The following is a 24275-nucleotide window of genomic DNA, read 5'->3' as shown; positions in this document are numbered from 1 at the left end:
TCCGTCGTCTGATCCCAGGAGGAATTGCTCCGCATGACCGAAGTGCGATACCGCGTCCGGGCCGCCGGCCCGCTGACCGGCACGGCCGTCGTCCAGGGCGCTAAGAACGCCGCCCTGCCCATGATCGCCGCCGCCCTGCTGGCCCGGCACGGGCAGACCGTGCTGCGCAACGTCCCGGACATCACCGACGTGCACCGGGCAATCGAGCTCGCCCGCCTGGTCGGCGCGCAGGCCGACTACCACCCGGACCAGCACCTGCTGGTCATCGACGCCGCCGAGGTCAGCAGCCCGGTGCTGCCCGCCACCCTGACCCGGCTGTTCCGCGGCAGCGTGCTGTTCCTGGCTCCGGTGCTGCACCGCTGCGGTGAGGTGATCTTCGAAGGTGCGGGTGGATGTGCGCTGGGCACCCGGGGCCTGGACTTCCACTACCGCGGCCTGGGCCGCCTCGGCGCCCACATCGAGACCGACGACGCCACCATCCACGTCAAGGGCGGCCAGCTCGCGGGCGCGCCGCTCTACCTCGACACTCCCTCGCACACCGGCACCGAGAACCTGATCATGGCCGCCGTGCTGACCCCGGGCCGGACCGTCATCGAGAACGCCGCGCTGGAGCCCGAGGTTCTCGAGGTCGTCGGGATGCTCACCGCGATGGGTGCCCAAATCACCGGCGCCGGCACCGGCCGCATCGTCGTGACCGGCGTCGAGCAGCTGCACGCCGTCGAGTACACGGTGATGCCCGACCGCATCGACGCGGGCGTGCTGGCCATGGCCACCGCGATCACCGGCGGCGCGGTCACCCTCGTCGGAGGCGAGGTCCTCGACCACTTCGGTGTGGCCGCCCACAAGCTGCACCAGATGGGCGTGGAGCTGTCCACTTCCGGCGCGGTCACCCTCGTAACCCGGCAGGGTCCGCTGCAACCGATCAACGTCATCACCGACACCCACCCCGGCTTTGCCACCGACCTTCAACCCCCGCTGATGGCACTGGCCACCCAAGCGGCCGGCATCAGCTACTTCCGCGAGCGCATCCACGACGCCCGCTACGGCCTGGTCGGTGAACTGGCCAAACTCGGCGCCGACGTGCAGGCCGACGGCGAGAAAGCCGTCGTCGAGGGCGGCAAACCGCTGCGTGGCACCGAGGTCGTCGCCCGAGACCTGCGCACCGGCATCGGCCTGGTCCTGGCCGGGCTGGTCGCCGACGGCGAAACCATCGTCACCAACGGCGCCATGATCGACCGCGGCCACGCCGACGTGATCGCCCGGTTCACCGCGCTCGGCGCCGACATCATCCGCGAACAGCTGTAACACCCGGCAGACGGTGGCGTCCCTGATGGCCAGAGGGACGCCACCACCCTCGGAGGAGGTGACCACGTGAACCACACCGTCCCCATCGCCTACCCGCACGTCGGCGACGCCGAGATCAACGCCGCCGTCCGGGTACTGAAAAGCCGCCAGCTCGCTCAAGGAAGCGAAGTCGCCGCCTTTGAGACCGACTTCAGCGAACTGGTCGCCGGCCGCGCGTGCGTGGCCGTCAGCTCGGGCACCGACGCGCTGCACCTGGCACTGCGAGCTCTGGGCATCGGAGCCGGCGACGAGGTCATCGTCCCCTCGTTCACCTTCGGCGCCACCGCGCACGCCGTCACCCACGCCGGCGCCACCCCCGTCTTCGCCGACATCACCCCCGAGACCTTCACCCTCGACCCCGACGCGGTCAACGCTGCGATCACCGGGCGAACGGCGGCGATCATGCCCGTTCACCTGTTCGGGCACCCGGCGGCGATGGACCAGCTCACCGCCCTGGCCACCCGACACCACCTCGCCGTCATCGAGGACGCCGCCCAAGCCGTCGGCGCCAGCCTCGACGACGTCCCGGCCGGAGCCTTCGGCGTCGCGGCAGCGTTCAGCTTCTACCCGACCAAGAACATGCACTCCATCGAGGGCGGCATGCTCGTCACCGCCGACCCGAAAATCGCCGCCACGGCCCGGCTGCTTCGCAACCAAGGCATGACCGGCCGCTACGAGTACACCATCGTCGGCTACAACGCCCGCATGACCGACGTGGCCGCGGCCGTCGGCCGCGCCCAGCTCAACTCCCTGCCCTACTGGACCACCCTGCGCCAAGCCCACGCCGAGCAGCTGAGCGACCAGCTCACCGGCGTCCTCACCCCCACGGTGACCCCCGGCGCCCGGCACGTCTACCACCAGTACGTCATCCGCCACCCCGACCGCGACCAGCTCCGCGCGCGCCTGGCAGGCGAAGGCATCGAGACCGCCGTGCACTACCCGTCCCCGGTCCACCGCAGCGCCGCCTACGGCCGTCGCCTCGACCTGCCCTGCACCGAACAGGCCGTCACCGAAGTCCTCTCCCTGCCCGTGCACCCGCACCTGGGCAAACACGACCTGGACCGGCTCATCACGGCGGTGAACCGATGACCGCCCTGCTGCGCGCCGGACTCGTCGGCCTCGGCACCATGGGCCGCCACCACGCCCGGATCCTGAGCCACCTGCCCGGAGTAACCCTCGCCGCCATCGCCGACCCGGCCGGCGACACCACCAACGCCGGCCTAGCAGCCCCGATCGTGGCGACGCTCGACGACCTGCTGAGCTACCACCTTGACTACTGCGTCGTCGCCGTCCCGACCGCGCTGCACGCGCCCGTCGGGCTGGCCCTCGCGCACGCCGGGATCCCGGCCCTGATCGAGAAGCCCCTCGCGCCCGACCTGCCCACGGCCTGCGCCCTCGCCGAAGCGTTCGAGCACGCCGGGCTGATCGCCGCCGTCGGCCACATCGAGCGCTACAACCCCGCCCTGCACGCCATGCGCGCCCGCCTCGCCGACGGGCAGCTCGGCACCCTCTACCAGATGAACACCCGCCGCCAAGGCCCGTACCCGCCCCGCGTCCGTGACGTCGGCGTCGTGTTCGACCTCGCCACCCACGACCTCGACTCCACCGTCTGGGTCACCGGCAAACCCCTGGTCTCGGTATCCGCGCGCGCGGTCAGCCGCAGCGGACGCATCCCCGAAGACCTCGTCGCGATCATCGGAGAACTCAGCGACGGCACCGTCACCAGCCACCTGGTCAACTGGCTATCCCCGAGCAAAGAACGCGTCACCATCGCCACCGGCGAACGCGGCAGCCTGCTCGCCGACACCCTGCACGGCGACCTGACCTACTACGCCAACGGCGTCGCCCACACCGAATGGGCCGCCGCCGAACTGTTCCGCGGCGTCATCGAAGGCGACATCACCCGCTACGCCATCGCCAAGAAAGAACCCCTCCTCAGCGAACACGAAGCCTTCCGCGACGCCATCACCGGCAAGGACACCCCGATCGTCACCCTCTGGGAAGCAGCCACCACCATCGCCGCAGCCGAAGCGGTCCTACGAGCAACGGTCAACGGCACCACCGCCACCCCCACGGCAACACGACCGCCGGCACCAGCTGCCCGGCCCGACGCCTACATGCTCGCCGGCGTCATCCCGTCCTCTAAGTAGGTCGCCGTGCCCTTCTCCGCCGCAAGCACCGACGCCGCCACCCGCTTGGCCAGCCGGCCCACCAACACCTCACCCAGCCGGTCAGGCGCAACGAACTCCAGACGATCCAGCTCTTCCTCCCGCAGCCGGATCGCCGCGATCTGCTCAGCAGTCAGCACCCCGCCGTCGAAGACGAACATGAGCCCGCCGTCCCACGGAGGCGCCGGAGGAACCCAATCCACACACAACACCGGGCCCACCGCCAGCGTCAGGCCCAGCTCTTCCTCCAACTCCCGGCGGCACGCGACCAGCGGCGACTCATCCGCCTCCAACGTTCCGCCCGGAATCTCCCAGACATCCTTATACGTGGGATGCACCACCAGGACACGACCCGCGTCATCCCTGAGGAGGACACCGGCAGCCGCGCGAACACGGGTGACGCTCGCGATATAGGCAAGGTCGGGAGCGTTCGAGGTCTCAAGCACCGCACGACCATACGCGACCCCCAACAGCTATGTCCGATTGACCCGATAGAGGACAACTCGGTCGTGGGTCACACCGACCGAGTCACGTCGGCGCGGGCCGACAGCCTGTGCGGCGGACAACACGTCTGCCCGTCCACGCTCACCACTGGTTCATTCGGTCCGGGCCATCGACCGGTCTCAGATCGACGGGCCATCACGGTAGGCGGAGATACGGGCGGGTCCTTCACGTGGGCGACAGAAGCCGCCCAGCCCGGCGACCCGGCGCGCGTGGCGGGTTCCTCCCGGTGTTCGCGTGCCGGTGGGATAGCAGCGCCGCGTCGGTGAGCCCGGAGCGACGCGAGGGCGACGTCAGGTGTGAAGCAGGCACCGGAATCCGGTTCTTCGGAGGAGGGAGTTGAGGCGGATGGGCGCACCAGCAGAGCAGAGGATCCGCGGCGGAATGCCGCACCAGGTGGCGGCCGGGCAGGTCGAGTCGGTGCTGCCGGAGTTGCGGGCTGCGGACTGGGAGGTGGGGATCCGTAGGCGGGCAGAGACCGGCGTCTTCGGCGTGTTCGCCGAGTTGCCCGCGCTGGTGCGGGAGGCGGCCGCGATTAGCTGGCGGGCCGACCGGACCCGCACGGTCGTCGTGCTGGTCACGACGGTGCTGGCTGGGGTGATGGCGACGTTCGGGCTGTTGTCGACGCAGCGGCTGTTGGTGCAGTTGTTCGCCGCTGGGCCGACGCCGGACCGGGTCAGAGCCGCCCTGCCCGCCTTGATCCTGCTCGCGTCCGTGAATGCCGTGCGCGGGGGTCTGGGCATCGTCATGGGCTACGCGCAGAACGGGCTCACCCCGCGCGTGGTCGAGCAGGCCGAGCGACGCCTGTTCGAGGTAACGACCCGGGTGGAGCTAGCCGCGTTCGACCAGGATGCATTCGCCGATGACATGGAACGCGCGGCTCGGGGCCCGGACGCCGCCGCCACCCTTGTGCAGGAGTCCGCGAACGTGTTCGCGGGGATCGTGAATCTGCTCGCGGTCACCGTGGCGGTGATCGTGATCAACCCGCTGCTGCTGGCTGCCCTGCTGGTGGCGACCGTCCCGAACTTCTATGCCGCCCTGCGGGCCGGGCACCTGCGCTACGAGGAGTTCGTGGCCGGCTCTGTGCGCCGCCGACGGCTCTGGGTCCTTCAACGGCAGATGGCCGACCGGCATTCGGCGCCGGAGTCACGAAGCTACGGCCTGCGTGACTTTCTGCTGGGCCAGTACGACCGGGTCATGCGGGCCCAGACCACCGTGGAGTTGAACCTGGCCCGCAAGGTCACCACCACGACCAGCATCGGCGCCACCATCAGCGGCATCGGCATCGGCGGCGTGTGGGTGCTGCTCGCGGTGCTGCTCGATCACGGCCGGATCCCGCTGTCGGCGTCGGTGACCTGCGTCGTCGCCGTCCAGGCCGCTCAACGCGCCCTGGCCGCGGTGACGTTTCAGCTCGACCGGGTCTTCACCCAGGGCCAATTTTTGAAGGAGTACCTGGGCTTCCTGGGCCGGGCTAACGCCTACCTCCCGCCGGCCGACGCCACCGAGCGGCCGGCGCCACCGCAGCTGACATCCCTGACGGCTCGGAGCGTCAGCCTGCGCTATCCCGACCGCGACGAGTTCGCCGTCGACCAGGTCAGCCTGCGTATCGAGGCCGGGCAGACCGTTGCGTTCGTCGGCGAGAACGGGTCCGGCAAGTCAACGCTCGCCGCGATGATCGCCGCCCTGCGCAGCCCCACCTCCGGGGCGATCGAGTGGAACGACCGGCCCTTGGACCAGTGGGATGCGGACGCTGTCCGAGCCCGGATCTCCGTGGTACTTCAGGAGCGCCACCGGTGGCCGTACACGGCGGCCACCAACATCGCCATGGGCGACTTGTCCGTCCCGGCGAGCATGGACCGCATTGACAGCGCGGCCCGGCAGGCGGCCGCCGACGAGATGATCGAGCGGCTGCCGTTCGGGTATGAGACCTTGCTCGACCGGACGTTCAAGGACGGCCAGGACCTCTCCGGCGGGCAATGGCAGCGGCTGACCGCCGGGCGCGGCTTCTACCGCGACGCTGACCTGCTGATCATGGACGAACCGTCTTCGGCGCTCGACCCGCGGGCCGAGGACGCCCTGTTCCAGTCGATCCGTAGCCGCCAGGGCGACAAGACCACGATCCTGATCACCCACCGGCTCGCCAACGTCATCCACGCCGACCGGATCTACGTGATGCACGACGGCCGCCTCGAAGAACAGGGAACCCATGCCGAACTTGTCGCCGCTGGTGGCCGGTATTCGGCGCTCTTCGCCTTGCAGGCAGCCGGCTACCAAACCACCTAACCAGGCCGCCACGGGCAGGCCGCCACCCCTCCACCACGGCACACCCAGGAGAACCCCGCACGATGAATGAACGATCCAAAATTTTGGCCTCGCATCTTCGCGGGCTGGCGGACGACCGCGCCGCCGTCGACGGCGTATCGGTGACCATCCGCAGCGGTCAGACGATCGCGCTCGTGGGCGAGAACGGCTCAGGCAAGAGCACCCTCGCGGCGATGATCGCCGGTCTGCGTGACCCGACGGCCGGTGTTCTGAGCTGGAACGGGCGCTCGTACCCGCAATGGGATCGCGACGGGCTGCGCCGGCACATCGGGGTTGCGTTGCAGGACCATCATCGATGGCCGTTCAGCGCGGCCACGAACATCGCGATGCGCGACATCGACCGCACCCCGCTGGCCATGGCCGCCGCGCACGACATGATCCTCGACCTGCCCCACGGCTACGACACCCTGCTCGACCGGACGTTTCGCGACGGGCAGGACCTGTCCGGTGGGCAGTGGCAGCGGATCACCGCCGCGCGAGCGTTCCTGCGCGACCCGGACCTGCTGATCATGGATGAGCCGTCGTCCGCGCTCGACCCCCGCGCCGAGCACGCCCTCTTCCAGGCGCTGCGCAGCCGACAAGGGGCGAAGACGACGATCCTGATCACCCACCGGCTGGCCAACATCACGCACGCTGACCAGATCCTCGTACTCGACCAAGGCCGCGTGATCGAGACCGGTACCCACCAGCAGCTGATGGCCGCCGACGGCGCGTACGCGCAGCTGTTCACGATCCAGGCTTCCGGATACACCGCCGCAGCCGAAGGGGCGTAACCCGCATGTCCTCAACCGACGTCCGTCAGGTCATCGCCGACCTCGCCGCCGCGGTGGCACCGCTGGACGAAGAGGAGGCGCAGAGCCGGAAGACGGTGCTGGAGTGGATCGCGTCCGGGGCGCCGTTGTTTCGGACCGCCCCGCCAGACGTCCCGCCGATGCATCTCGCGGTGTATACAGCGCTGCTCGACGGGGCGCAGGAGTCCATGCTTCTGGGTGATCACATCAAGGCCGGGCTGTGGTTGCCGCCCGGCGGGCATGTCGATCCGGGCGAAGACCCCCGCCATACCGTCGTCCGCGAGGGCGACGAAGAGCTCGGTGTCGACATCGTCTTCCACACTGGTACTGGTGATCGGCCGCTGTTGTTGACGCTGACGGCGACGCGCGGCTCGGGTTCTCACCTGGATGTGACCTTGTGGTTTGTTGCCCAGGGCGACCGAACGGCCGCGCTGGCTGTGGACTCGGGCGAGTTCCGCAGCGTCGACTGGTGGAATCTCGCGGCAACGGACTGGGCGGATGGACGGTTCGATCCGCACATGGCCCGCTTCGTCCGCAAGCTTGGCGCGACGGTCGACGCCGGGACCAGCCAGGCAGCTGCGGTCGGTGGACCGGCATGACGGCCTCTGACGAGACATCGCGGACGGCCGGGAGAAGTGGGGGCTGCGTTCTGTTGCACGGGCTTGACGGTCTCGCCGTGGCCCGGCAGCAGTGGCTGGAGCAGATGATCGCGAGGCTGCGCGGCCTGCCGTACGTGGCCGGGGTATGGCTGGTCGGCTCGCTCGGCCGCGGTGACGGTGACGCGTTCAGCGACGTCGACCTGGTGGTCGCCGTCGATGCCACGGTGCTGCCGGGCGAGGTGATCGCTGATCCGGCCGCAGGGCTCGGACTGCCCGGCCGGCAGCTTTACGTGCGGCCCAAGCCGCGCAATGCGCCGGCCGGCGGCGGTTACGTCGCTGTCGGAATGGAGGTGGCCGGTCTGCCGCTGCTGGTCGACGTGTTCGTCTGGCCTGCCGCATCCGCCGCGGTGCCGGCGGGCGCTCGGGCGCTATTCGAACGGCGCCGGATGCCCCGCTCGGAACTGGACTTCATCCCGCTGCTGGACGCCCATCGCACCCCGGACCAGCAGGGTTCTGATCCGCTCGCGGCGGGCACGGTGCTCATGCTGGTACAGCTCGCCGCGAAGTATCTGGCCCGCGGCAACGCGAGCCGGCTGGCCGGCATCTGCGCCCAGCTCGGCATCCCCGGCGACACGTGTGACGTCGCGACGCTGCGTAAAGTGCTCGCCGAGCGCATTCCACTGTCCCCGGTCACGCAGCCGGCCGTCGACGCCGTGCACCGGCTCCTCGAGCACGCTGACCTCGTCCGGCACCGTGCACTGGCCGACGAGTCTGACGGCGGGGGCAGGGCGGATCAGCGGCCGGTGGTCCGGGTCGGGTTCTTCGGCACCAGCATCATGGAACACCTCGAAGCTGTCAGCGCCGCGCTGTCGCGGCAGGCCGACCTGCCGCCGCCCGGCTCGACCGTGGTGGTGGACGGGTGGCAGCGCCGCGGTTGGCCCTACCGGCTGATCCTGTCGTTGCGAGCCCGGTATCCGCAGCTGCGATTCGAGGTCGGTAACCGGGCCGCCGGTGGGGCCACCAGCAGGGACCTTGCCGCCGCCGTCGAAGCAGATCCGGTCCTGGCCGGTGGCGGCTACGACCTGGTCTTCGTCGGCTGCGGGATCAACGATGTGTGGCGCCGCTACCAGCAGCGCCCCGACGAAGCCGTCGGCCTGACCGAATATGCACACCTGATGGAGGCGGTGATCGACCGGCTGGCCCGAACCTGCCGACACGTGATCATCGTTGGCGAAACACCGTTCGGCCCCGTCGCCGAACCAGAGGTGGTGGATGCGATGAACACCGACCTCGCGACCTACACGAAGGCCTTGGAACGTCTCGCCGTCCGGGCGGGAGCCCGGTTCGTCGGCCTGCGGGAACCGTTCCTCCAGGCGTCGGCTCTGCTCGGCCCCGCCCACGAGCTCTGGACCGACGGAGTGCACATGAGCGAGCTCGGTGACACCCTCATCGTTCAGCAGGTCGAACGAACTCTGGCCGAGCACGCGATCATCGAGAACCTGCCTTGCCGTATCGCGGTTCCGAAGGCGCAACGATGACCTCATGGAGGCGGCCAACGGCCGCGCCGAGGCACGAGCCGCGCCGGGCACGACACGGCGCTTGCAAGGCCGAACGTCCCGCTCGCGTATGCCGTCGACCTGCGGCGGGCGTTGCCGCGATGCGTGCCGGGGCAGAAATCCTGCGTCCCGACAAAGCCGCTGGCCTGGGTGTAACCGCCGCGCCGCCGCTGACTCGGTCAGGTGACGGACCCCGGGGCGGCCACCCGGAAGCGTCGTACGGTCCAGCTACGGTCCTGTCCGCTACCCACTACCCGGCCCTTTCACGATCAGGAGCAGGCGACATGACCGAGACTATGACGGACCCGGCCTCACCCGAGGCGCTCCGGGCGGATCTGGTCGAGCAGTTGACAGCGAAAGGCTGGATCATCGACAAGGCGGTGGCGGCCGCGTTCGCGCGGGTGCCCCGTCATCTGTTTATGCCGGAGGGCACCGCGCTGGCCGCCGCGTACGCCGATGACTCGGTGCCCACCAGACGCGGCCCGGACGGCAAGACCACCTCGAGTGTCAGCGCACCGTGGCTTCAGGCATACATGATCCAGGCAGCGCAGGTGCGGCCGGGCTCGCGGGTCCTCGAAATCGGTTCCGGCGGTTACAACGCTGCCCTGCTCGCCGAGGTCGTCGGGCCGGCCGGGACGGTGGTCAGCGTCGACATCGACGCGCACGTCGTCGCCCACGCCCGCACGGCGCTCACGCAGGCCGGCTACCCGCAGGTCCAGGTGATCTGCGCAGACGGAGAGCACGGGTATGCAGACGGCGGCCCGTATGACGCGGTGATCGTGACGGTGGAGACCAGTGACGTCCCGCCGGATTGGACCGGGCAGCTCGCCTCCGGCGGGGTACTCGTGATCCCGTTGCGGATGCGCGGGCACACCCGCTGCCTCACCTTGCGGGCTGACGGCGATCACCTGGTCGCGACAGCCGCGTTGCAGTGCGGGTTCGTACCGATGCAGGGCCACGGCCGTGACCCGGGCCGCCGGATACCGCTGCGCGGCGACGACGCCGTCCTGATGTTGGACGACCCCACCACCCGCGTCGACGAGGACGCTCTGCGGGCCGCGCTCGACCGGCCGAGCGTGCAGCGGTGGTCGCCGGTCACGGCCGCGATCGACGACGGCCACGCCTTCGAGACGGTGCATCTTTGGCTGGCCAGCCAGCCGCGCCCGTACGGGATCCTGAAAGTCGACCGGGAAAAGACCGCCGGCCTGCTGGATCCGCAGGATCGGTTCTTCTGCCCCACCCTGCTGACCGAGGACAGCTTCGCCTACCTCACGCTGCGCAAGCAGGACGCCGAGACGTGGCAGTTCGGTGCCCACGGCTTCGGCCCGGCGGCAGATGCCTTGGTCGCGGACCTGATCGACCTGCTGACCGTCTGGAACGCGCAGCACCGCGCGGGGCCGGGGCCGCGGATCACCGTGCACCCGGCCGGCACCCGGCTGCCCGACAGCAGCGGGATGCGGCTGCTCGTGCCACGCCGGCACACCCTGACCGCGATCACCTGGGCCGGCAGCGAGCGATGACGATCGACCACGCACTCCCGGGGCCGCCGACGCTGGTGATCATTCGGGGGAACTCCGGTTCTGGGAAGTCGACTGTCGCGGCTGAAGTCCGACGCCGTTACGGCCGGGGCTGTGCGCTGATCGAGCAGGACTACCTGCGCCGCGTCGTTTTACGCGAGCACGGCAGCGACAGCACGCCGACGAAGGCGCCCGGCTTCGTCATGACGACGACCCGGGCGGCCCTCGAGGCGGGCTATCACGTCGTCCTGGAAGGGATCCTGCACACCGGCCAGCACGGTGCTTTGCTGCGCGAGCTGATTGCCGAGCATCCCGGCCGGTCAGCGGTGTTCTGGATGGACGTGTCGTTCGACGAAACTGTGCGCCGGCACGCCGGGCGGCCCGATCTGGCCCACATCAGCGCCGAGACGATGGCGTCCTGGTATGTCGCAGGCGATCTGCTCGGCGTCGACGGCGAACAGGTCATCCCCGAGCAGTCCACCGTCGAGCAGAGCGTGGCCGCGATCCTGCACGACAGCGGTCTGGCCCAGGCCGCCGCTTTGACCCCGTGCCCGCGGCTGTGCCGACGCTGCGCCGAGAAAGCCGATCTCGCGTTGGGCGCCGGCCTCGGGAAGGGGGCGATGTCGTGACGGGTCTCGAGCACGCCCATGTGTCAGAAGAAGTCCCGGGCGAGGAGGGCGGGTGTGCGGAGGAGGACATCTGGGCGGCCATCGCGGCGTCCCGGGCGTGGCTGGACGATCACAACGGCACGGCCGAGCCGGAACTGGGTCTGCGGATCCTGAAGATCGTCGAGGAAGCCGGCGAGGCCGCCGCGGCGTGGATCGGCACTGTCGGCCAGAATCCCCGTAAAGGGGTAACCCACGGCCGGCAGGACGTGGCCGACGAGCTCGGCGACGTCGCGTTCACCGCCCTAGTCGCTGCCGCGAGTCTCGGCTACGACCCCCGCACCCTTCTCACTCAAGTCGCCGCCAAGGTCGTTGCCCGGCTACCCGGCCCGCAGCAACCCCTCGCGCCGAGCGGTGGCCTTGACGGCACGTCCGGCGACGTGGGAGTGCCTGGTGCCTGATGGTTTTACGGCCATCGTGCCGCGCAGGCGTGTCGGCGCCGGCATGCGGTCACCGGCGTGGCGAGGGTGCCGCCGGTGACCGGCCTCGCGCGTTCGCTCGGCGCCACCGACTCGCACGCTGTGTCGGGCGGTGGGGGCGTGGATGTGCGGCGGTTCTGGTCGGCGTACGCGGTCAGCGCGCTCGGGAGCGGCGTCGGCGCGGGCGCCCTGCCGTTGGTGGGGATCCTGGTTGTGCACGCGTCGGACTGGCAGGTGTCGCTGCTGGCGGTGCTCGGCGGGCTCGCCGGTGTCGCGGTCACGGTGCCGATGGGTCCGTGGATCGAGTTCCATCGCAAACGACCCGTGATGATCGGCGCCGACCTGGCACGGTTCCTCGCTTTGGCGAGCGTCCCGGTCGCGGCCTGGTGGGGCCGGCTGGGGTTTGCGCAGTTGTGCATGGTCGCGGTGGTGCAGACGGCGGCAACGATCGTGTCGAACGCGGCGAGCAGCCCGTACCTCAAGGCGCTCACCCCCGCGGCCGTCCGGGCACGGGTGAACAGCCGGCTGGAGACGACCACCTGGACAGCGAGCACCCTGGGGCCGCCGGTCGGCGGGTTGCTGGTGTCAGCGACGAGCCCGATCACCTCCATGACGGTCGACGCGATCAGCTTCCTACTTGCCGCTTTCGGCTGGCGGCGGATCCGCCACCACGAGCCGCCCCCACCACGGGCGAGCACCGGAGGGCGGTGGTGGATGGAGATGGTCGGCGGCTGGCAGTACATCGGCTCGCACCCGGTCCTGCGAAGCTTGTTCGCGAACGCGATGCTGTTCGGTGGGTGCATCATGGCGTCCACCCCGCTGATCGCCGTCTACCTGCTGCGCGACCTGCATTTCAGCCCGTTGCAGTACGGCATCGCGCTCGGCGTGCCCTGCGCGGCCGGGGCGCTCGGGTCGCTGCTCACCCCGCAGATCATCGCCCGGGCCGGTATCGGCCGGACCATCCTGTACGCCGGAGCCGCCCGCTGCCTGTGGATGAGCCCGATGCTGCTCGCCCCGCCCACCACCAGCGGCCTCGTACTGATCATCGCCGCCGACAGCGCGCTGCTGCTGTGCGCCGGGATCTTCAACCCGGCCTTCGCCACCTACCGGATGAGCGTCACCGCCGACACCCACCTGTCCCGCGTCGTCGGCGCCTGGGCGATATCCAGCAAACTCGTGCAACCGGTGTGCATCGCCGCCGCCGGCCTGCTTGCCGCCGCTGCAGGGATCCGCACGGCGATCGCGGTGCTGGCCGTGGTGCTGGCGGCGTGCGCGGTGCTGCTGCCCTGGACCGCTTTGCGCCACCACCACTCTGGGGATTTCCCGAATTCAACATGATCGGAGAAGGCTGATGCCCGCTGCCACTGCGCCATGCAGCCCCGGCACCCACGAAGGCGCCCCACCTATCGGTGGGCGAGACGGCGACGCCGCTCGCGCCCGCCAGCGCGCCCTCCGGTGATCGTGCGCATGGCCGCCCCCAGGGACGTGGCGGTGCTCGCTGAGCTGCAGGACATCGCCCCGAACGCGGTGAGCGCGTACGCCGGCTGGGTGGCCGCCCACACCGAAACGCACCTGCCGTTCGTCGCCGACCTCGACGGGCAGGTGGTCGGCGCCGCGTGGCTGCTGGTCGCCGAACGAGTACCCCGGGGTAGCTCGCTGAGCCGCCGGTACGGCGACGTCCAATCAGTCATGGTGCCCCCTCAGTTCCGCAACCAGGGCATCGGCGGCGCCTTGATGGAGGCGATCCTGGTCGAGGCCCGCACCCGCCAGCTGACCCATGTGACCGTGCATTCCGGCCGCCGCGCGGTCGACTTCTACCTGCGCCACGGCTTCAGCCACGACCGCCAGCTCCTGCTGTGGGAACCCGCGGATCCATAACGGAGGAGAGTTCTTGATGACCGACGACACTTTGGCCGGCGGCCGATTCGCCGCCCCGGTTCGCGACGGCGACACCGTCACCCGTCGCACTGGGCCCGGCGCAACGAATGTCCACGCCCTGCTGGAACACCTCGCCCGTCAGGGATTCGACCGCGCCCCGCGACCGGTTGGCCTTGCCGCCGAGGCGGGCCGGGAGACGCTGACCTATCTGTCGGGCAGCAGCGCCTCGCCCCCGCTTCCCGAAGCGGTGCGTTCCGAGAAAGCGCTGCGCTCGGCCGCCCGCACCGTCCGGGCGTTGCACGATGCCACCCTCGGGTTCACCGCGCCGAGACCCGAGCAATGGGGCCGGCAGGAGGTCGCCGTGCCGGCCGAGATCGACTGCATCGGCCACGGCGACCTCGCCCCGTGGAACCTGCTCTTCGACGGCGACCAGGTCGTCGGCGTCATCGACTTCGACGCTGCCGGACCGTCCAACCGCGCGTGGGATCTGGCGTACCTCGCCCACCAACTCGTCCCGTTTCACCCGACCAAAGACCTGCCCGGGTTCGGCTGGACCAGCGAACCCGACCGCGGCCGCCGGCTGCGCATCCTCGCCACCGCCTATGACCCCGGTTTGGACCCGGCGCTGCTGGTCGACTACGCCGCGATCCGGCTGCTCGGCATGGCCTCCCACATCGACCAACGCGTCCGCGCGGGTGATCCGGCGTACGCCGAGCACGGCGAACATGACTTCGCCGCCGGCTATCGACGCGCCGCCGCGTTCATCCTCGACCAACGTGCACCCCTGCTGAGCGCCGCTCACCGCCACGGCGCCGGTCAGAGCGAGAGTGACGGCCGATGACCTCCGCGCCCTGGCCGGTCCTGACCGGTGAGCGGGTCGTCGTCCGTGACCCCGCGACCGGCGACGAACGCGCGCTGGTGGACATGGCCACGGACCCGCGGGTACGCCGCTACCTGGGCGGCCCCAAGGACCAGGCGACCGCTGAAGCCGACGCCACCGCGAAGGTCAGCGAAGCCCGGTGGGGTCAGTTCGTGATCGTCGACCGGACTGCCGGCGTGGTGGCGGGTAGCGGCAGCGTGGCCCGCAAACGCGGACCGTGGGAGATCTCCTACCAACTGCGCCACGCGTTCTGGGGACGCGGGCTGGCCGGTGAGGCCGTGGCGCTGGTCCGCGACTGGTTCTTCGCCGCCACCGGCGAGGACCTGCTGATCGCCACGACCCAGCAGGCGAACCTGGCCTCGCAGCGCCTGCTCGAGCGCCTCGGCGCCGTCCCCACGGGCGGCTTCGAGCAGTACGGCCTACCCCAGCTGCGGTTCGACTTTCACCGACCCGACCACCACGGCGCTGATCGCGGCCGGCCTGACGTCCCGGCCTGACCGCCACCACTCCCAGGAGATCGTCGTGACTGATTACACCGCGACCCTGCCGCGCAACGCATGGGCGCCGGCATGGTGTTCACCAACCAGGACGGACACGTCCTGCTCGTTGAGCCGACCTACAAACCGGACCGGGAGATCCCCGGCGGTGCGGTCGAGGCCGACGATTCACCGTGCGCCACGGCGATCCGCGAGATCGCCGAGGAACTGCGGCTCGACGTCAGGCCCGGCCGGCTCCTGGCCGTCGAGTGGGTTCCGGCGCAGGAAGGCCGTACCGAAGGGCTCATGCTGCTGTTCGACGGCGGCGCCCTCACCGCGCAGACCAGCACGATCCGGCTGCCCGGCGAGGAAATCCACAGCTGGGCATGGTGCGACCCCTCCCATGCCCAGCAACGTCTGTCCGGTCTGCTCGCCCGCCGCGTCGCCGCGCTCGACGCCCGCACCGCCGGCACGAACGCCGACCTCGAAAACGGGCACGCCTGAGCCCTCGACCGCAGGGAGCCGACCGTGGACAACGAGCTGACCGACCTGATCCGCACCAACCGGTGGCTGATGGACGTGCTGCGCGCCGTCCGCGACGCGTCGCCGGCCGACGCCTGGGTCGGCGCGGGGGTATTACGCGACCTCGTGTGGGGTGAGCGCTACGGGCCGGGCTTTCACCCCGACCAGGTCCGTGACGTCGACGTCGCGTTCTACGACCCCCAGGATCTGAGTCGGACCAACGACGACCGGGCGACCGACCGGCTCACCGGCCGGCTTCCCGGCGTGCCGTGGGAGGCCAAGAACCAAGCCGCCGTGCACACCTGGTACCCGCACCGCTTCGGCGGCGCCCCGGTCGAACCCCTCACCGGCATAGCCGACGCGGTTGGGACGTGGCCCGAGACGGCGACGGCCGTGGCCGTACGGCTGACCGACACCGACGTCCTACAAGTGTGCGCCCCGTACGGCGTCGACGACCTACTCAACGGCATCTGGCGGCGCAATCCCCGCCGGATCAGCGTCGCCCAATCACGCGCACGGCTGGCCCGCCACGATCCCGCTACGCGCTGGCCGGCAGTCACGGTGGTGTTCCCAGAGTGAACGCCTCGGATCGCTGGACCTGCGGGGAACCGCGGGAGGTGGTGTAGGGGTGACCGTGTCGTTCACTGCGCGGCCGCCGTGGCAGACCGCGCCCGCAGAGTTGCGCGATGCGGTGTACCGCTGTGCCGGCGAGGTCGTCGCCGCTCGAGACGTCGTAGGCGGGATGTCACCTGGCCCGGCGGCCGTGCTCACCCTCGGCGACGGGGACCGCGTCTTCGTCAAGGCGATGAGCACGGCGGCAAGCGCCAGCTCGCACCGGCTCTACCAGCAAGAAGCCGACATCCTCCGAATCATCCCGGCGATCGTTCCCGCCGCCCGGCTGCGCGCCGTCGTCGAGTGCGGCGATTGGATCGCGCTCGTCCTGGACGCCGTAGCTGGGCAGGTCGCCGGGCCGCCCTGGACCACCACCGCAGTCATCGCCGCAGCCGGGGTCTGCGCCGCCGTGGCCGATGTCCGGGCTCCCACCGGCGTCCCGGCCGTCGTTGAGCGCCTGCCCGATCTCGACGGCTGGACGAAGCTGGCCCGCGGTAGGGCCTCGCTCAGCGACTGGGAGAGCCGACACATCGAGCGCCTGGCCGCGGTCACTACAGGATGGCGGCACTGGACCAGCGGCCCTCATCTGAGCCATCACGACGTCCGCGGCGACAACATCATCATCCGGGCCGGCGACGGCCGGGCAGTTCTGGTCGACTGGGGCTACGCCTCACACGGGGCGCCCTGGCTGGACCGGGCACTTCTGGCCGCTGACGTGGTCGCCGCCGGGCATGAGGACGGCACCGATACCGCGCGACACCAGGCGCTGGAGCTGCTCAGCGATCAACCGGCCGAGGCTGCACGATTTGTGATCGCCCAAGCAGGCATGTGGCGCCGCAACTCGACCCTGCCACCCCACCCCGGCATGCCGACACACCGCCGATGGCAGCACCAACGGGCGATCGCTCTGCAACCGCTGATCGAAGACCTCCTACCACTGATCCCCACCTGAACCCCGACATCCGTTGACGGCAGCACACTCATAGGTCCCGGGCGAGCGAGACCCAACATGCAAAAAGGGAGGCAAACTTCGGTGCAACGGATCGCCATCATGGGCGCTGGTGGGGCCGGCAAGACCGTCCTGGCCCGGCAGCTCGGCCACCTACTCGGTCTGCCCGTGACCCACTTGGACGCCCTGCGTTACGACGCCGCCTGGAACGTCGTCGCCGAAGAGACGTTCACCGCCGCGCAACGAGCTCTGGCCGCCGGTGACGCGTGGGTGATCGACGGCAACAGCCTGGCCTCCCTAGCTCTTAGGGCGGCCCGAGCGGACACCATCATCGTGCTCGACCCGCATCCGCTGGTGTGCCTGGCCGGTGTTCTGCGCCGTCGGCTGCGCTACCGCGGCGGCCAGCACGCCGATGGAGTCTACGACCGCATCTCCCTCGCGTTCGTCAGGTACATCCTGCTGTACCGGGTGAAGCATCTGCCGAGAGTTCTGGCCGTCGCCCGCGAGCACGGCGGCCACGCCACGGTGATTCACCTGACCAGCCGCCGCGCCGCCGACCAACTCGTCGAGCACATCACCGCTGACCGCAGTCGGAGGCGGCCATGACCGGCATCGACGGATACCTGAGCGACGTGGCATTCGCCAGCACCACCTTGGTCATCATCGACTTTGAGGGCACCACGCCGGCCCGGCATCCGGCGGAGCCGATCGAGGTCGGCGCCGTACTCCTGCAGCCGACGCGGGACGGGATGGACTGCGTCGGCCGGTACGAGGCTTTGATCCGGCCGCCCGCGCATGCCCGGCTGACCGACGCCGACACCCGGCAGACCGGCATCACCGCGCCGATGCTCGCCGACCGGCCGCCTGCGCCGACCGTCCTCGCCGAGCTGGACGCGCTCCTGAGCGACCCGCCGTACATGCTGGTGGCGCATCACGCGTCCACCGAGGCCGGCATCCTGCGCCGCTACGCGGACGCCTGCCCGAGCTTGGCCGCCACGCCGATGCTCGACACCGTCGCGCTGGCCAAGAAATGCCGGCCCGGCCTTGCCTCGTACGCCCTCGATGCCCTGCTGAGCTTCTATGGCATCGCGATCCCGGCAGCACGGCATCGCGCGCTCGCTGATGCCGAGGTCACCGGCCGATTGCTGATACGGCTTCTGGCTGACGGTGCTCGGGCGCACCGTTGGAGCCGGCTGGCTCAGCTTCGGCACCTTGCCGGTACCCCGCCACCGGCCGGTGCGAGTACGCAGCAGTCCTTGTTCTGACCGCGAAGGAATTCGCTTTCCGCGACCGGACCCACCGGCTGCCGGAGCCACTTCGCCCAAAGGAGAGAGCGTGGCCTTGATCGACGACGCAATCGCCCGCGTACCCGCCGACTACTACCTCAACGACCCTCACCGCGGGGCGACCAGACATTGGTCGGATCCCGACGCGATCCGGCGCGAGCTGACCAGCCTCGACGTGCGTCCCGGCGACCGGGTCTACGAAGTTGGTACCGGGACCGGCTACTCGAGCGCGCTGTTGGCCGAGCTCGTCGGCCCGGGCGGGCAGATCGTCAGCATCGACATCAGCGACCACCTGACCCGATGCGCGGAACGGCTGCACCAGCAGCGGGGCATCCGCACCGTCCGCTGCGTCACCGGCGACGGCCTGACCGCCCGTCAGCCGGGCCCGATATTCGACCGGGTCGTGGTGTGGTGCACGCCCGCTCGGCTGGCCCGAGTGCTCGTGGAGCAGCTGGCGCCCGACGGGCGGATGGTCGTGTGCCTGCCGATCGCGCCGTTGCCGTCACTGACGATGATCAGCTCGATCACCCTCGACCCCGACCGGCGGCCGAAGGTAGAGACCGGGGTGTTCGGCGGCTACGCGCAGAGCACCCTTGCCCCGGTCGACGACCCCACCACGATTCCCGGCCGCTGGGTAGATTGGAGCATCCCCGGCCCGCAGCCATCCTGGGTCGCGATCGGCTGGCGCGACCACGACGACCTGCAGCACACCGGCGCCCGGACCGCCCTGGCCCGCTTGCTGGAGCCCGGACAGCACGAGCCCTACCCGCATGAACCGCTGGACTGGCGGTCGCTGACCGCCCACCTCGCCGCGATCGGCGACCCGCAGCTGACCGTCGTCGCCCGCCGCGGTCAGGACCGCGGCATCGGTCACAGCACACCGAACTCGGCCGCCGCGATCCTCGACGACGGGACGCTGATCGCGGATCGGCCCGGCTCGCCGTCGCTGGCGACGTTACGTACCTGGTTGGCCGGCTGGGAAAACGCCGGTCGGCCCGGTCCCGACGGCTACACCCCTGTCCTGGCCCCGGCAGGCGACGTCCATCCGCCTGGTTGGGATCTGAGCCTGCGCCCCGGGCACACGGGTACCAGCTGCGCGGTGCCGAGATGATCCCCGCCAGCGCTCCGAAGAACGACGACTTCACCGGCGCGCGCCTGCTGCACTGGGAGAGGCCCGGCGACAGGTCACGGTGGTGGCCATGTCGGTGACCGACGACATCGCGGACTTCGTCGACGCCCACGCCCCGGGACTCGGCCCCGCGGACGTGATCTTCGTTTTCGGCTCCACCCTGCCGGACGCCATCGAGCCCGCTCTGCACGCCTTCGGGGCCGGGCTCGCACCGTTGATCGTCCTGACAGGCGGCCCTAACCGCCGCAACCCCGCCCACGTGGAAAGCGACGCACACGCGCAGCTCCTTCATACCCACGGGATCACCTCCCAGCAGCTACTGGTCGAACGCCGGTCGCAAACCTCGAAGGAGAACGTCGAGTTCGCCCGACCGCTCATTGAGGAACGCCTCGGTCCAGTCCGGACGATGATCGCGGTCGTCAAATGGTGGCAGAGAAGACAAATACACCTGCTGGCGGAGGGTTTCCCGTCGGTCCAGCGGATCTACGCCGCCACGTGGAACCCGCCCGCTCGCGCGGATACCCGCGCCTACGACCGGACTACCTGGGCGTCCAGCACGGATCGAGCGCGCATCGAATGCGAGCACGACTACCTGAAACGGCTGCTGGACAGCGGCGAACTGCCTGCGTTGTCGCGGACCCCAGCGGGCTGGACCCGAACCACACCGGTCGACCGGACCTCGTGACGCCCACCCCACCCCTTTGACCCAGACGACCGCGGCGGCAACAGGACCTGCGGCTGACCGTCGATCCCCTCGACGAACGGAGAACCCCCGATGACCAGCGTCGCCTTCGCGGCGGGCTCGACCGTCGTACGCCGCGACGTCCTCGATGGGCGGGTCTGGACCGCGGCCGCCTACCGCTTGCTGTCCGACGACGGCCACGAGCTCAACCTGGTCTGCTGGCCCGGCTGCCCCAGCTACGTACCGACCACCTGGATCGCCTGGCTGCACGGCGGCGACGACGCCACCCGCAAGCAGGGCATCCCGAACCTGGCCAACCGCCGGTGGCAGCTCGGCGCCTGGACCTGGCAGCACACCATCCAGCTGAGTTGGATCGGCCTCGACCCCGAGTTCAGCGCCATGTATTTCCGCCCCCTGGCCGGCGGCCCCGCACAGTGGAAGATTAACTTTGAGCGGCCAGTCCAGCGAACCAAGTTCGGCATCGACACCTTCGATCTGCTCCTCGACCTGGCCGGCGACGCCACCGGCGAGCGGTGGACGTGGAAGGACGAGGACGAGTATCAGCAGGCACGCCGCCTCGGACTTATCACCGACAGCGAGCACCAGCGCATCGACCAGGCCCGGCAGCGAGCGACCGCGTTCGTCGAAGCGCGCACCGACCCGCTGGCCCACGACTGGTCCGCCTGGGACGTGCCCGAAGACTGGCTCGTCCCCGTCCTACCCGCGCACGTCACGGACGTTGTGGACCGCGGCCGCGATTCCTCATAGCCGCTGGCCGGCGACGGCCGTCTACGCCAAGGGAGCCAGCTCACCCAGCTCCGGCAACTCGCGGTACGCCACCACCTGCGGGCCCCGCCACTCCACCGCCCGTTCTGACCAGCAAACTCGGCCACAGCCCGCATCGGTGGCTGTCGCCCTTCAAGGAGAAAAATCCGTGACGACCAACCCGACCGCCGCCGAACCCTGCGCCACGCCGACGACCGCACCGGCCAACCGCGAACAGCCCAGGCCCGTTGCGTACGGGACCGGCCGATGAGCCGTGCGCCCGAGTCAGCCCCGCCGGTGCGGGTGGTGATGTCGCTCTATCCGCAGTACTACGACCTGATCCTGAACCGGCGAAAACGTCACGAGTTCCGGCGCCACTTCCTGCCCGGCGTTGCGACCAGGTGGTTCGTCTACCTCGCCGACCCAATCGCCGCGCTTACGGCGGTGATCGACCTGGCCCCGGCCGTCATCGACACCCCGACCACCATCGCCGAGCTCGCCGAGCAGGTCCACCCGGGAAACGGCGCCAGCGTCCTTGCCTACCTGGGCGACGTACCCCTCGGGTACGCGATGCCGATCCTGCGGGTCCGTGAATACCCGCCGCTGCCGGGCGAGGACCTTGCCGACGTCTTCGGCCGCCCGCCGGCCATTCGCCGCTACACCCTCGTCGACCAGGACCCACAGCTCGCCGCGCTGTGTACGCGGTTCACCGGGCAGAAGCCGGTGCGTGACCTGGACATCGAACACCTGCCACCCACCTGAAATGGGCCGGACCACGGGCGGCCGAGATGGTCGTGTAGCCGGACCGTCATGATCGCCGCCCAGCCGCGCCCCTGATTCCTCCCGGGCTCGGAAAGGATGCCGCCGTGACGACCCTCGACCTACCTCGGCTGCTGACGATCGCGCAGAACGTCGTCGCCGACGCCGAACAGCACCTCACCACCGCCTGCCCCGGCACGGGCACCGTCAAAGTCGACCGTGACCTGGTCAGCGACGCCGACCTCACCATCGAACGATGGACCCGGACCCAACTGCAGCCGAGATCCGTTGTGGCGCCCGTCGGACAGCCCCGAGGGCTCACAGATTCCTGCCAGAGGGACGTGCAGACCTGCGCGTTAGCGCAGGGGCCATGGCCTTCAAGCGGTGCGGGTTGTCAGCAACCTATCGCGGGAGCGACGCGTCGGCGGCAGCCATGCGGCCCGTCCGGCGCAGCATGTGAGCGATGAGGTTCGCACACCGGATGAACAGGTAGTCTCCAGCGTCGTCGTTCGGGAGCTCCTGCTGGTCGTGCTCGTGATGCCGAATCCGGAATCGGTTGCCGATGCTGGTCAAGGCCCTGAAATCCTCGTCGAGGACGGTGCGGAATGGTTCCGATGCTGCATTGTCGAGGAGCAGCGCGATGGAGTTCTGTTTCTGTCCGCCGAGTTGGAGGGTTTTAAGACGCTCGAAGCCATCCCAGAGCTTTTCGAGGGCGTCTTGGCGATCTGCGCGAAACCGGGAGACGAACCGCGCGAAGGCGTCGTTGAACAACTCGTCGAGCTTGGGGTCGCCAGTGTTCGGGCGGAAGTCGGTGATCAGGGCACGGGCTTCGGGCGGTCCGAGACGGCGGATGCGTAGGTCGTCGCCCAAGGTGAACGCGATTCCGTTGCGTCTGAAGACCTGATCGATCTTGTCCTGGAACCTTTCCTGCTCTGGCGTGAGTTGCCCGGCATGGATGGGATCGCGTTCTTCGCCGAAGTAGTAGTGAGTGTGGTCGCCGTTCCAGCTGTGGCGAATAGTGGAGCTCGGCTGTTCGATGTTCTGTGCGACGAAGTCGATCAGGTCCAGCACGGTGGCAGTGGCTGGCATGATGTCCGGATCCAGTGGGGTCCTGGCAGATCGGCGGGCCCAGCCGTCCGCTGGGTCGCCTGCGGACTCGATCAGTTGCGGCACGTGGGCTTCGAGGGCGTTGAAGAAGCCCTTGCGGTCCGTTCCCGTAATCGTGTTGCGACCGGGATCGTCCGTGCAGTAATACTCGGGGTAGGCATGTGCAAGTGCGCCGTTGTCCAGCTGTTGCTGTATCAGGACGACGACGCCGCGCCAGGCCGGGAGCGAAATCTCCTCGCTGGTGCGTGGGGCGACCTGGCCGATCCGGTCGGTGTAGAAGGTGTCAGGCACGATTGCAGCTTGGCAGCGGTCCGGATCGCGTGCCACAGGTTTCTCGGGTCTCGAACGCATCGTGACTGGTCTCCGGGCGAGGCTTGGGTCAGTCGTCGTCCCTTTTCTTCTTGTAGCTGTCGGGCAGGAGTCGTGCCCGTAGGCCCATGTGCTCGGCACGCAACTGCATGCCGAGGTCGCCGGTCACGACGCGCGCGCCGCCGTCCCGGATTCCGTCGAGGTCCGATGTGCAGCGCAGGATGGCCAGGTCGGCGTCGCCGCCGCGGTCCTCGGTCTGGATCCACACCTCGAGCGTGGCGCTGCGGCCGGGGCGAATCGCCGCCGCCTCACCCGTACGGCCCGCGAGGGTCTGTTGCAGGAAGCGCACGGCCTTGGTGGCGCTCCGCGCGAGGAACCCGTCGCCGTACTTCTGCTTGTCGAGTTCGTCGACGACCCGTAGGGGCACGACGAGGCGGGCCTCCCGGTCTGGCTCGTTCCATCCGCGTAGAACAGCGGGCCAGTCGATTTGGTCGGGCCGTTCCCAGGTGTGAAAGACGTTCGTGTCGAGGACTAGGGGCAGGCCCGGTCGGGCGGCGAGTTCCTTCAGGGTGTTGAGTTCGGCGCGCGCCTGAGCGAGCTCACGGATCGCGTCGTCGATGACCCGGCGGTGCGCCTCATTGTTCGCGCGTCGAATATCCGTATTATCCGGTGCCATGCTCGGCGGGAGGTCGCTGACCAGTAGAGTCACGGTCGAGCGGAACGCCAGGTCGAGGGAGAGCAGGTGCCAATAGGCATCGCCGCGGATGGCGCCGGCGAGATCGGGCTCGGCGAAACACTCGAGCAACGGGGTGTACGTCTTCTCGACGACGTCGATGTAGGAGCGAAAGTATCCGAAGCTCCCGCCCTTGGCGTTCTCCCACTCCATCTCGGCGGTACGTAGCACCTCGTCGGCGCGGGCAATCGTGACCCCGGGGTTCAATCTCATGCCGGGGATCCTCCCATCAAAGATCTGCGGAACCGGAGACAATTGCAGCGCCTCGGAGTTTCCCGGGGGTCTCGTTCCGGCAAGCCCCACCAA

General features: G+C 69.7%; 25 protein-coding genes and 1 pseudogene. 23 read left to right on the top strand and 3 right to left on the bottom strand.

All coding sequences use genetic code 11. The features are described 5' to 3' along the window. Window positions 1-33 precede the first annotated feature (33 nt). The 3 genes from murA (at window position 34) to ACQP2F_RS33060 (ending at window position 3494) form a co-directional block, all read left to right on the top strand. Window positions 34-1305 carry a UDP-N-acetylglucosamine 1-carboxyvinyltransferase gene (gene murA / locus ACQP2F_RS33070; RefSeq protein WP_433294425.1) on the top strand — a complete coding sequence of 424 codons (1272 nt, stop codon included), beginning with the start codon at window positions 34-36 and terminating at the stop codon, window positions 1303-1305. 66 nt (window positions 1306-1371) lie between these two features. Further along, window positions 1372-2433 carry a DegT/DnrJ/EryC1/StrS family aminotransferase gene (locus ACQP2F_RS33065; RefSeq protein WP_433294423.1) on the top strand — a complete coding sequence of 354 codons (1062 nt, stop codon included), beginning with the start codon at window positions 1372-1374 and terminating at the stop codon, window positions 2431-2433. Beyond that, entirely contained in the window at window positions 2430-3494 is a 1065-nt protein-coding gene (locus ACQP2F_RS33060; RefSeq protein ID WP_433294421.1) for a Gfo/Idh/MocA family protein, read from the top strand. Before ACQP2F_RS33065 ends, ACQP2F_RS33060 begins: the two co-directional genes overlap by 4 nt. On the opposite strand, the gene ACQP2F_RS33055 is transcribed toward ACQP2F_RS33060, so the two are convergent. Further along, the gene (locus tag ACQP2F_RS33055) at window positions 3458-3958 is read right to left on the bottom strand and encodes an NUDIX domain-containing protein (RefSeq protein WP_433294419.1); all 501 of its coding nucleotides are present in this window, start codon (window positions 3956-3958) and stop codon (window positions 3458-3460) included. The genes ACQP2F_RS33060 and ACQP2F_RS33055 overlap by 37 nt on opposite strands. A gap of 439 nt (window positions 3959-4397) precedes the next feature. Here ACQP2F_RS33055 and ACQP2F_RS33050 point away from each other — a divergent pair, with 439 nt between their 5' ends. The 20 genes and pseudogenes from ACQP2F_RS33050 (at window position 4398) to ACQP2F_RS32955 (ending at window position 21823) form a co-directional block, all read left to right on the top strand. Continuing rightward, window positions 4398-6296, top strand: coding sequence for an ABC transporter ATP-binding protein (locus tag ACQP2F_RS33050; protein WP_433294416.1), 1899 nt, complete (start codon window positions 4398-4400; stop codon window positions 6294-6296). A gap of 50 nt (window positions 6297-6346) precedes the next feature. After that, window positions 6347-7108 (top strand): annotated as a pseudogene (locus ACQP2F_RS33045) (ATP-binding cassette domain-containing protein); the annotation flags it as partial. A gap of 5 nt (window positions 7109-7113) precedes the next feature. Beyond that, entirely contained in the window at window positions 7114-7725 is a 612-nt protein-coding gene (locus tag ACQP2F_RS33040; protein WP_433294413.1) for an NUDIX domain-containing protein, read from the top strand. Between the two features lie 77 nt (window positions 7726-7802). Next, window positions 7803-9263: a GDSL-type esterase/lipase family protein gene (locus ACQP2F_RS33035; RefSeq protein WP_433294411.1), complete on the top strand. Its 1461-nt coding sequence runs from the start codon at window positions 7803-7805 to the stop codon at window positions 9261-9263. Between the two features lie 302 nt (window positions 9264-9565). Then, on the top strand, window positions 9566-10801 hold the full coding sequence (fxlM, locus tag ACQP2F_RS33030) for a methyltransferase, FxLD system (RefSeq protein WP_433294409.1): 1236 nt from the start codon (window positions 9566-9568) through the stop codon (window positions 10799-10801). Then, window positions 10798-11427: an AAA family ATPase gene (locus ACQP2F_RS33025; protein WP_433294407.1), complete on the top strand. Its 630-nt coding sequence runs from the start codon at window positions 10798-10800 to the stop codon at window positions 11425-11427. The genes fxlM and ACQP2F_RS33025 overlap by 4 nt, the downstream gene beginning before the upstream one ends. Then, the gene (locus tag ACQP2F_RS33020; protein WP_433294405.1) at window positions 11424-11864 is read left to right on the top strand and encodes a hypothetical protein; all 441 of its coding nucleotides are present in this window, start codon (window positions 11424-11426) and stop codon (window positions 11862-11864) included. Before ACQP2F_RS33025 ends, ACQP2F_RS33020 begins: the two co-directional genes overlap by 4 nt. A 75-nt stretch (window positions 11865-11939) precedes the next feature. Beyond that, a complete protein-coding gene (locus ACQP2F_RS33015; RefSeq protein ID WP_433294403.1) occupies window positions 11940-13220 on the top strand; it encodes an MFS transporter in 1281 nt (426 codons plus the stop codon). 129 nt (window positions 13221-13349) lie between these two features. After that, window positions 13350-13760 (top strand): GNAT family N-acetyltransferase, encoded by a 411-nt coding sequence (locus ACQP2F_RS33010; RefSeq protein ID WP_433294401.1) that lies wholly within the window; start codon window positions 13350-13352, stop codon window positions 13758-13760. A 16-nt stretch (window positions 13761-13776) separates the two neighbouring features. Then, entirely contained in the window at window positions 13777-14601 is an 825-nt protein-coding gene (locus ACQP2F_RS33005) for a phosphotransferase enzyme family protein (RefSeq protein WP_433294399.1), read from the top strand. Next, window positions 14598-15137: a GNAT family N-acetyltransferase gene (locus ACQP2F_RS33000; protein ID WP_433294397.1), complete on the top strand. Its 540-nt coding sequence runs from the start codon at window positions 14598-14600 to the stop codon at window positions 15135-15137. Before ACQP2F_RS33005 ends, ACQP2F_RS33000 begins: the two co-directional genes overlap by 4 nt. 72 nt (window positions 15138-15209) lie before the next feature. Beyond that, window positions 15210-15620: an NUDIX domain-containing protein gene (locus tag ACQP2F_RS32995; RefSeq protein WP_433294395.1), complete on the top strand. Its 411-nt coding sequence runs from the start codon at window positions 15210-15212 to the stop codon at window positions 15618-15620. A 24-nt stretch (window positions 15621-15644) separates the two neighbouring features. Beyond that, a complete protein-coding gene (locus ACQP2F_RS32990; RefSeq protein ID WP_433294393.1) occupies window positions 15645-16217 on the top strand; it encodes a nucleotidyltransferase family protein in 573 nt (190 codons plus the stop codon). 163 nt (window positions 16218-16380) lie between these two features. Continuing rightward, entirely contained in the window at window positions 16381-17202 is an 822-nt protein-coding gene (locus tag ACQP2F_RS32985; RefSeq protein ID WP_433294391.1) for a phosphotransferase, read from the top strand. An 81-nt stretch (window positions 17203-17283) separates the two neighbouring features. Next, entirely contained in the window at window positions 17284-17805 is a 522-nt protein-coding gene (locus tag ACQP2F_RS32980) for a topology modulation protein (protein WP_433294389.1), read from the top strand. Beyond that, a complete protein-coding gene (locus ACQP2F_RS32975) occupies window positions 17802-18464 on the top strand; it encodes a 3'-5' exonuclease (RefSeq protein ID WP_433294387.1) in 663 nt (220 codons plus the stop codon). The genes ACQP2F_RS32980 and ACQP2F_RS32975 overlap by 4 nt, the downstream gene beginning before the upstream one ends. Window positions 18465-18534: 70 nt before the next feature. After that, a complete protein-coding gene (locus ACQP2F_RS32970) occupies window positions 18535-19596 on the top strand; it encodes a protein-L-isoaspartate O-methyltransferase family protein (protein ID WP_433294385.1) in 1062 nt (353 codons plus the stop codon). A gap of 88 nt (window positions 19597-19684) precedes the next feature. After that, the gene (locus ACQP2F_RS32965) at window positions 19685-20299 is read left to right on the top strand and encodes a YdcF family protein (RefSeq protein WP_433294383.1); all 615 of its coding nucleotides are present in this window, start codon (window positions 19685-19687) and stop codon (window positions 20297-20299) included. 90 nt (window positions 20300-20389) lie between these two features. Continuing rightward, complete coding sequence (locus tag ACQP2F_RS32960; RefSeq protein ID WP_433294381.1) at window positions 20390-21064, top strand: hypothetical protein; 675 nt, start codon at window positions 20390-20392, stop codon at window positions 21062-21064. A 264-nt stretch (window positions 21065-21328) separates the two neighbouring features. After that, a complete protein-coding gene (locus tag ACQP2F_RS32955) occupies window positions 21329-21823 on the top strand; it encodes a hypothetical protein (RefSeq protein ID WP_433294379.1) in 495 nt (164 codons plus the stop codon). Between the two features lie 399 nt (window positions 21824-22222). Here ACQP2F_RS32955 and ACQP2F_RS32950 read toward each other — a convergent pair whose 3' ends face one another. Together ACQP2F_RS32950 and ACQP2F_RS32945 are read right to left on the bottom strand one after the other, a co-directional pair. Continuing rightward, a complete protein-coding gene (locus ACQP2F_RS32950) occupies window positions 22223-23218 on the bottom strand; it encodes a hypothetical protein (RefSeq protein WP_433294378.1) in 996 nt (331 codons plus the stop codon). 88 nt (window positions 23219-23306) lie between these two features. Continuing rightward, entirely contained in the window at window positions 23307-24182 is an 876-nt protein-coding gene (locus tag ACQP2F_RS32945; RefSeq protein WP_433294376.1) for a PIN domain-containing protein, read from the bottom strand. Between the last annotated feature and the right edge of the window lie 93 nt (window positions 24183-24275).

The sequence above is a fragment of the Actinoplanes sp. CA-030573 genome, assembly GCF_050951115.1.
In the GTDB taxonomy this organism is placed as follows: Bacteria; Actinomycetota; Actinomycetes; order Mycobacteriales; family Micromonosporaceae; genus Actinoplanes.
Note: the sequence above shows the minus strand (reverse complement) of the source record. Positions and strands in the feature narration are given on the sequence as shown.

What these genes read in the sequence shown, in the direction of transcription:
- ACQP2F_RS33010 (WP_433294401.1), top strand. Translation starts at nt 13,350, where the DNA reads ATGGCCGCCCCCAGGGACGTGGCGGTGCTCGCTGAGCTGCAGGACATC.
- ACQP2F_RS33025 (WP_433294407.1), top strand. Translation starts at nt 10,798, where the DNA reads ATGACGATCGACCACGCACTCCCGGGGCCGCCGACGCTGGTGATCATT.
- ACQP2F_RS32960 (WP_433294381.1), top strand. Translation starts at nt 20,390, where the DNA reads ATGACCAGCGTCGCCTTCGCGGCGGGCTCGACCGTCGTACGCCGCGAC.
- ACQP2F_RS33040 (WP_433294413.1), top strand. Translation starts at nt 7,114, where the DNA reads ATGTCCTCAACCGACGTCCGTCAGGTCATCGCCGACCTCGCCGCCGCG.
- ACQP2F_RS32985 (WP_433294391.1), top strand. Translation starts at nt 16,381, where the DNA reads ATGTCACCTGGCCCGGCGGCCGTGCTCACCCTCGGCGACGGGGACCGC.
- ACQP2F_RS33000 (WP_433294397.1), top strand. Translation starts at nt 14,598, where the DNA reads ATGACCTCCGCGCCCTGGCCGGTCCTGACCGGTGAGCGGGTCGTCGTC.
- ACQP2F_RS32995 (WP_433294395.1), top strand. Translation starts at nt 15,210, where the DNA reads ATGGTGTTCACCAACCAGGACGGACACGTCCTGCTCGTTGAGCCGACC.
- ACQP2F_RS33005 (WP_433294399.1), top strand. Translation starts at nt 13,777, where the DNA reads ATGACCGACGACACTTTGGCCGGCGGCCGATTCGCCGCCCCGGTTCGC.
- ACQP2F_RS33060 (WP_433294421.1), top strand. Translation starts at nt 2,430, where the DNA reads ATGACCGCCCTGCTGCGCGCCGGACTCGTCGGCCTCGGCACCATGGGC.
- ACQP2F_RS32945 (WP_433294376.1), bottom strand. Translation starts at nt 24,182, where the DNA reads ATGAGATTGAACCCCGGGGTCACGATTGCCCGCGCCGACGAGGTGCTA.
- ACQP2F_RS33050 (WP_433294416.1), top strand. Translation starts at nt 4,398, where the DNA reads ATGCCGCACCAGGTGGCGGCCGGGCAGGTCGAGTCGGTGCTGCCGGAG.
- ACQP2F_RS32965 (WP_433294383.1), top strand. Translation starts at nt 19,685, where the DNA reads ATGTCGGTGACCGACGACATCGCGGACTTCGTCGACGCCCACGCCCCG.
- murA (WP_433294425.1), top strand. Translation starts at nt 34, where the DNA reads ATGACCGAAGTGCGATACCGCGTCCGGGCCGCCGGCCCGCTGACCGGC.
- fxlM (WP_433294409.1), top strand. Translation starts at nt 9,566, where the DNA reads ATGACCGAGACTATGACGGACCCGGCCTCACCCGAGGCGCTCCGGGCG.
- ACQP2F_RS32975 (WP_433294387.1), top strand. Translation starts at nt 17,802, where the DNA reads ATGACCGGCATCGACGGATACCTGAGCGACGTGGCATTCGCCAGCACC.
- ACQP2F_RS32955 (WP_433294379.1), top strand. Translation starts at nt 21,329, where the DNA reads ATGAGCCGTGCGCCCGAGTCAGCCCCGCCGGTGCGGGTGGTGATGTCG.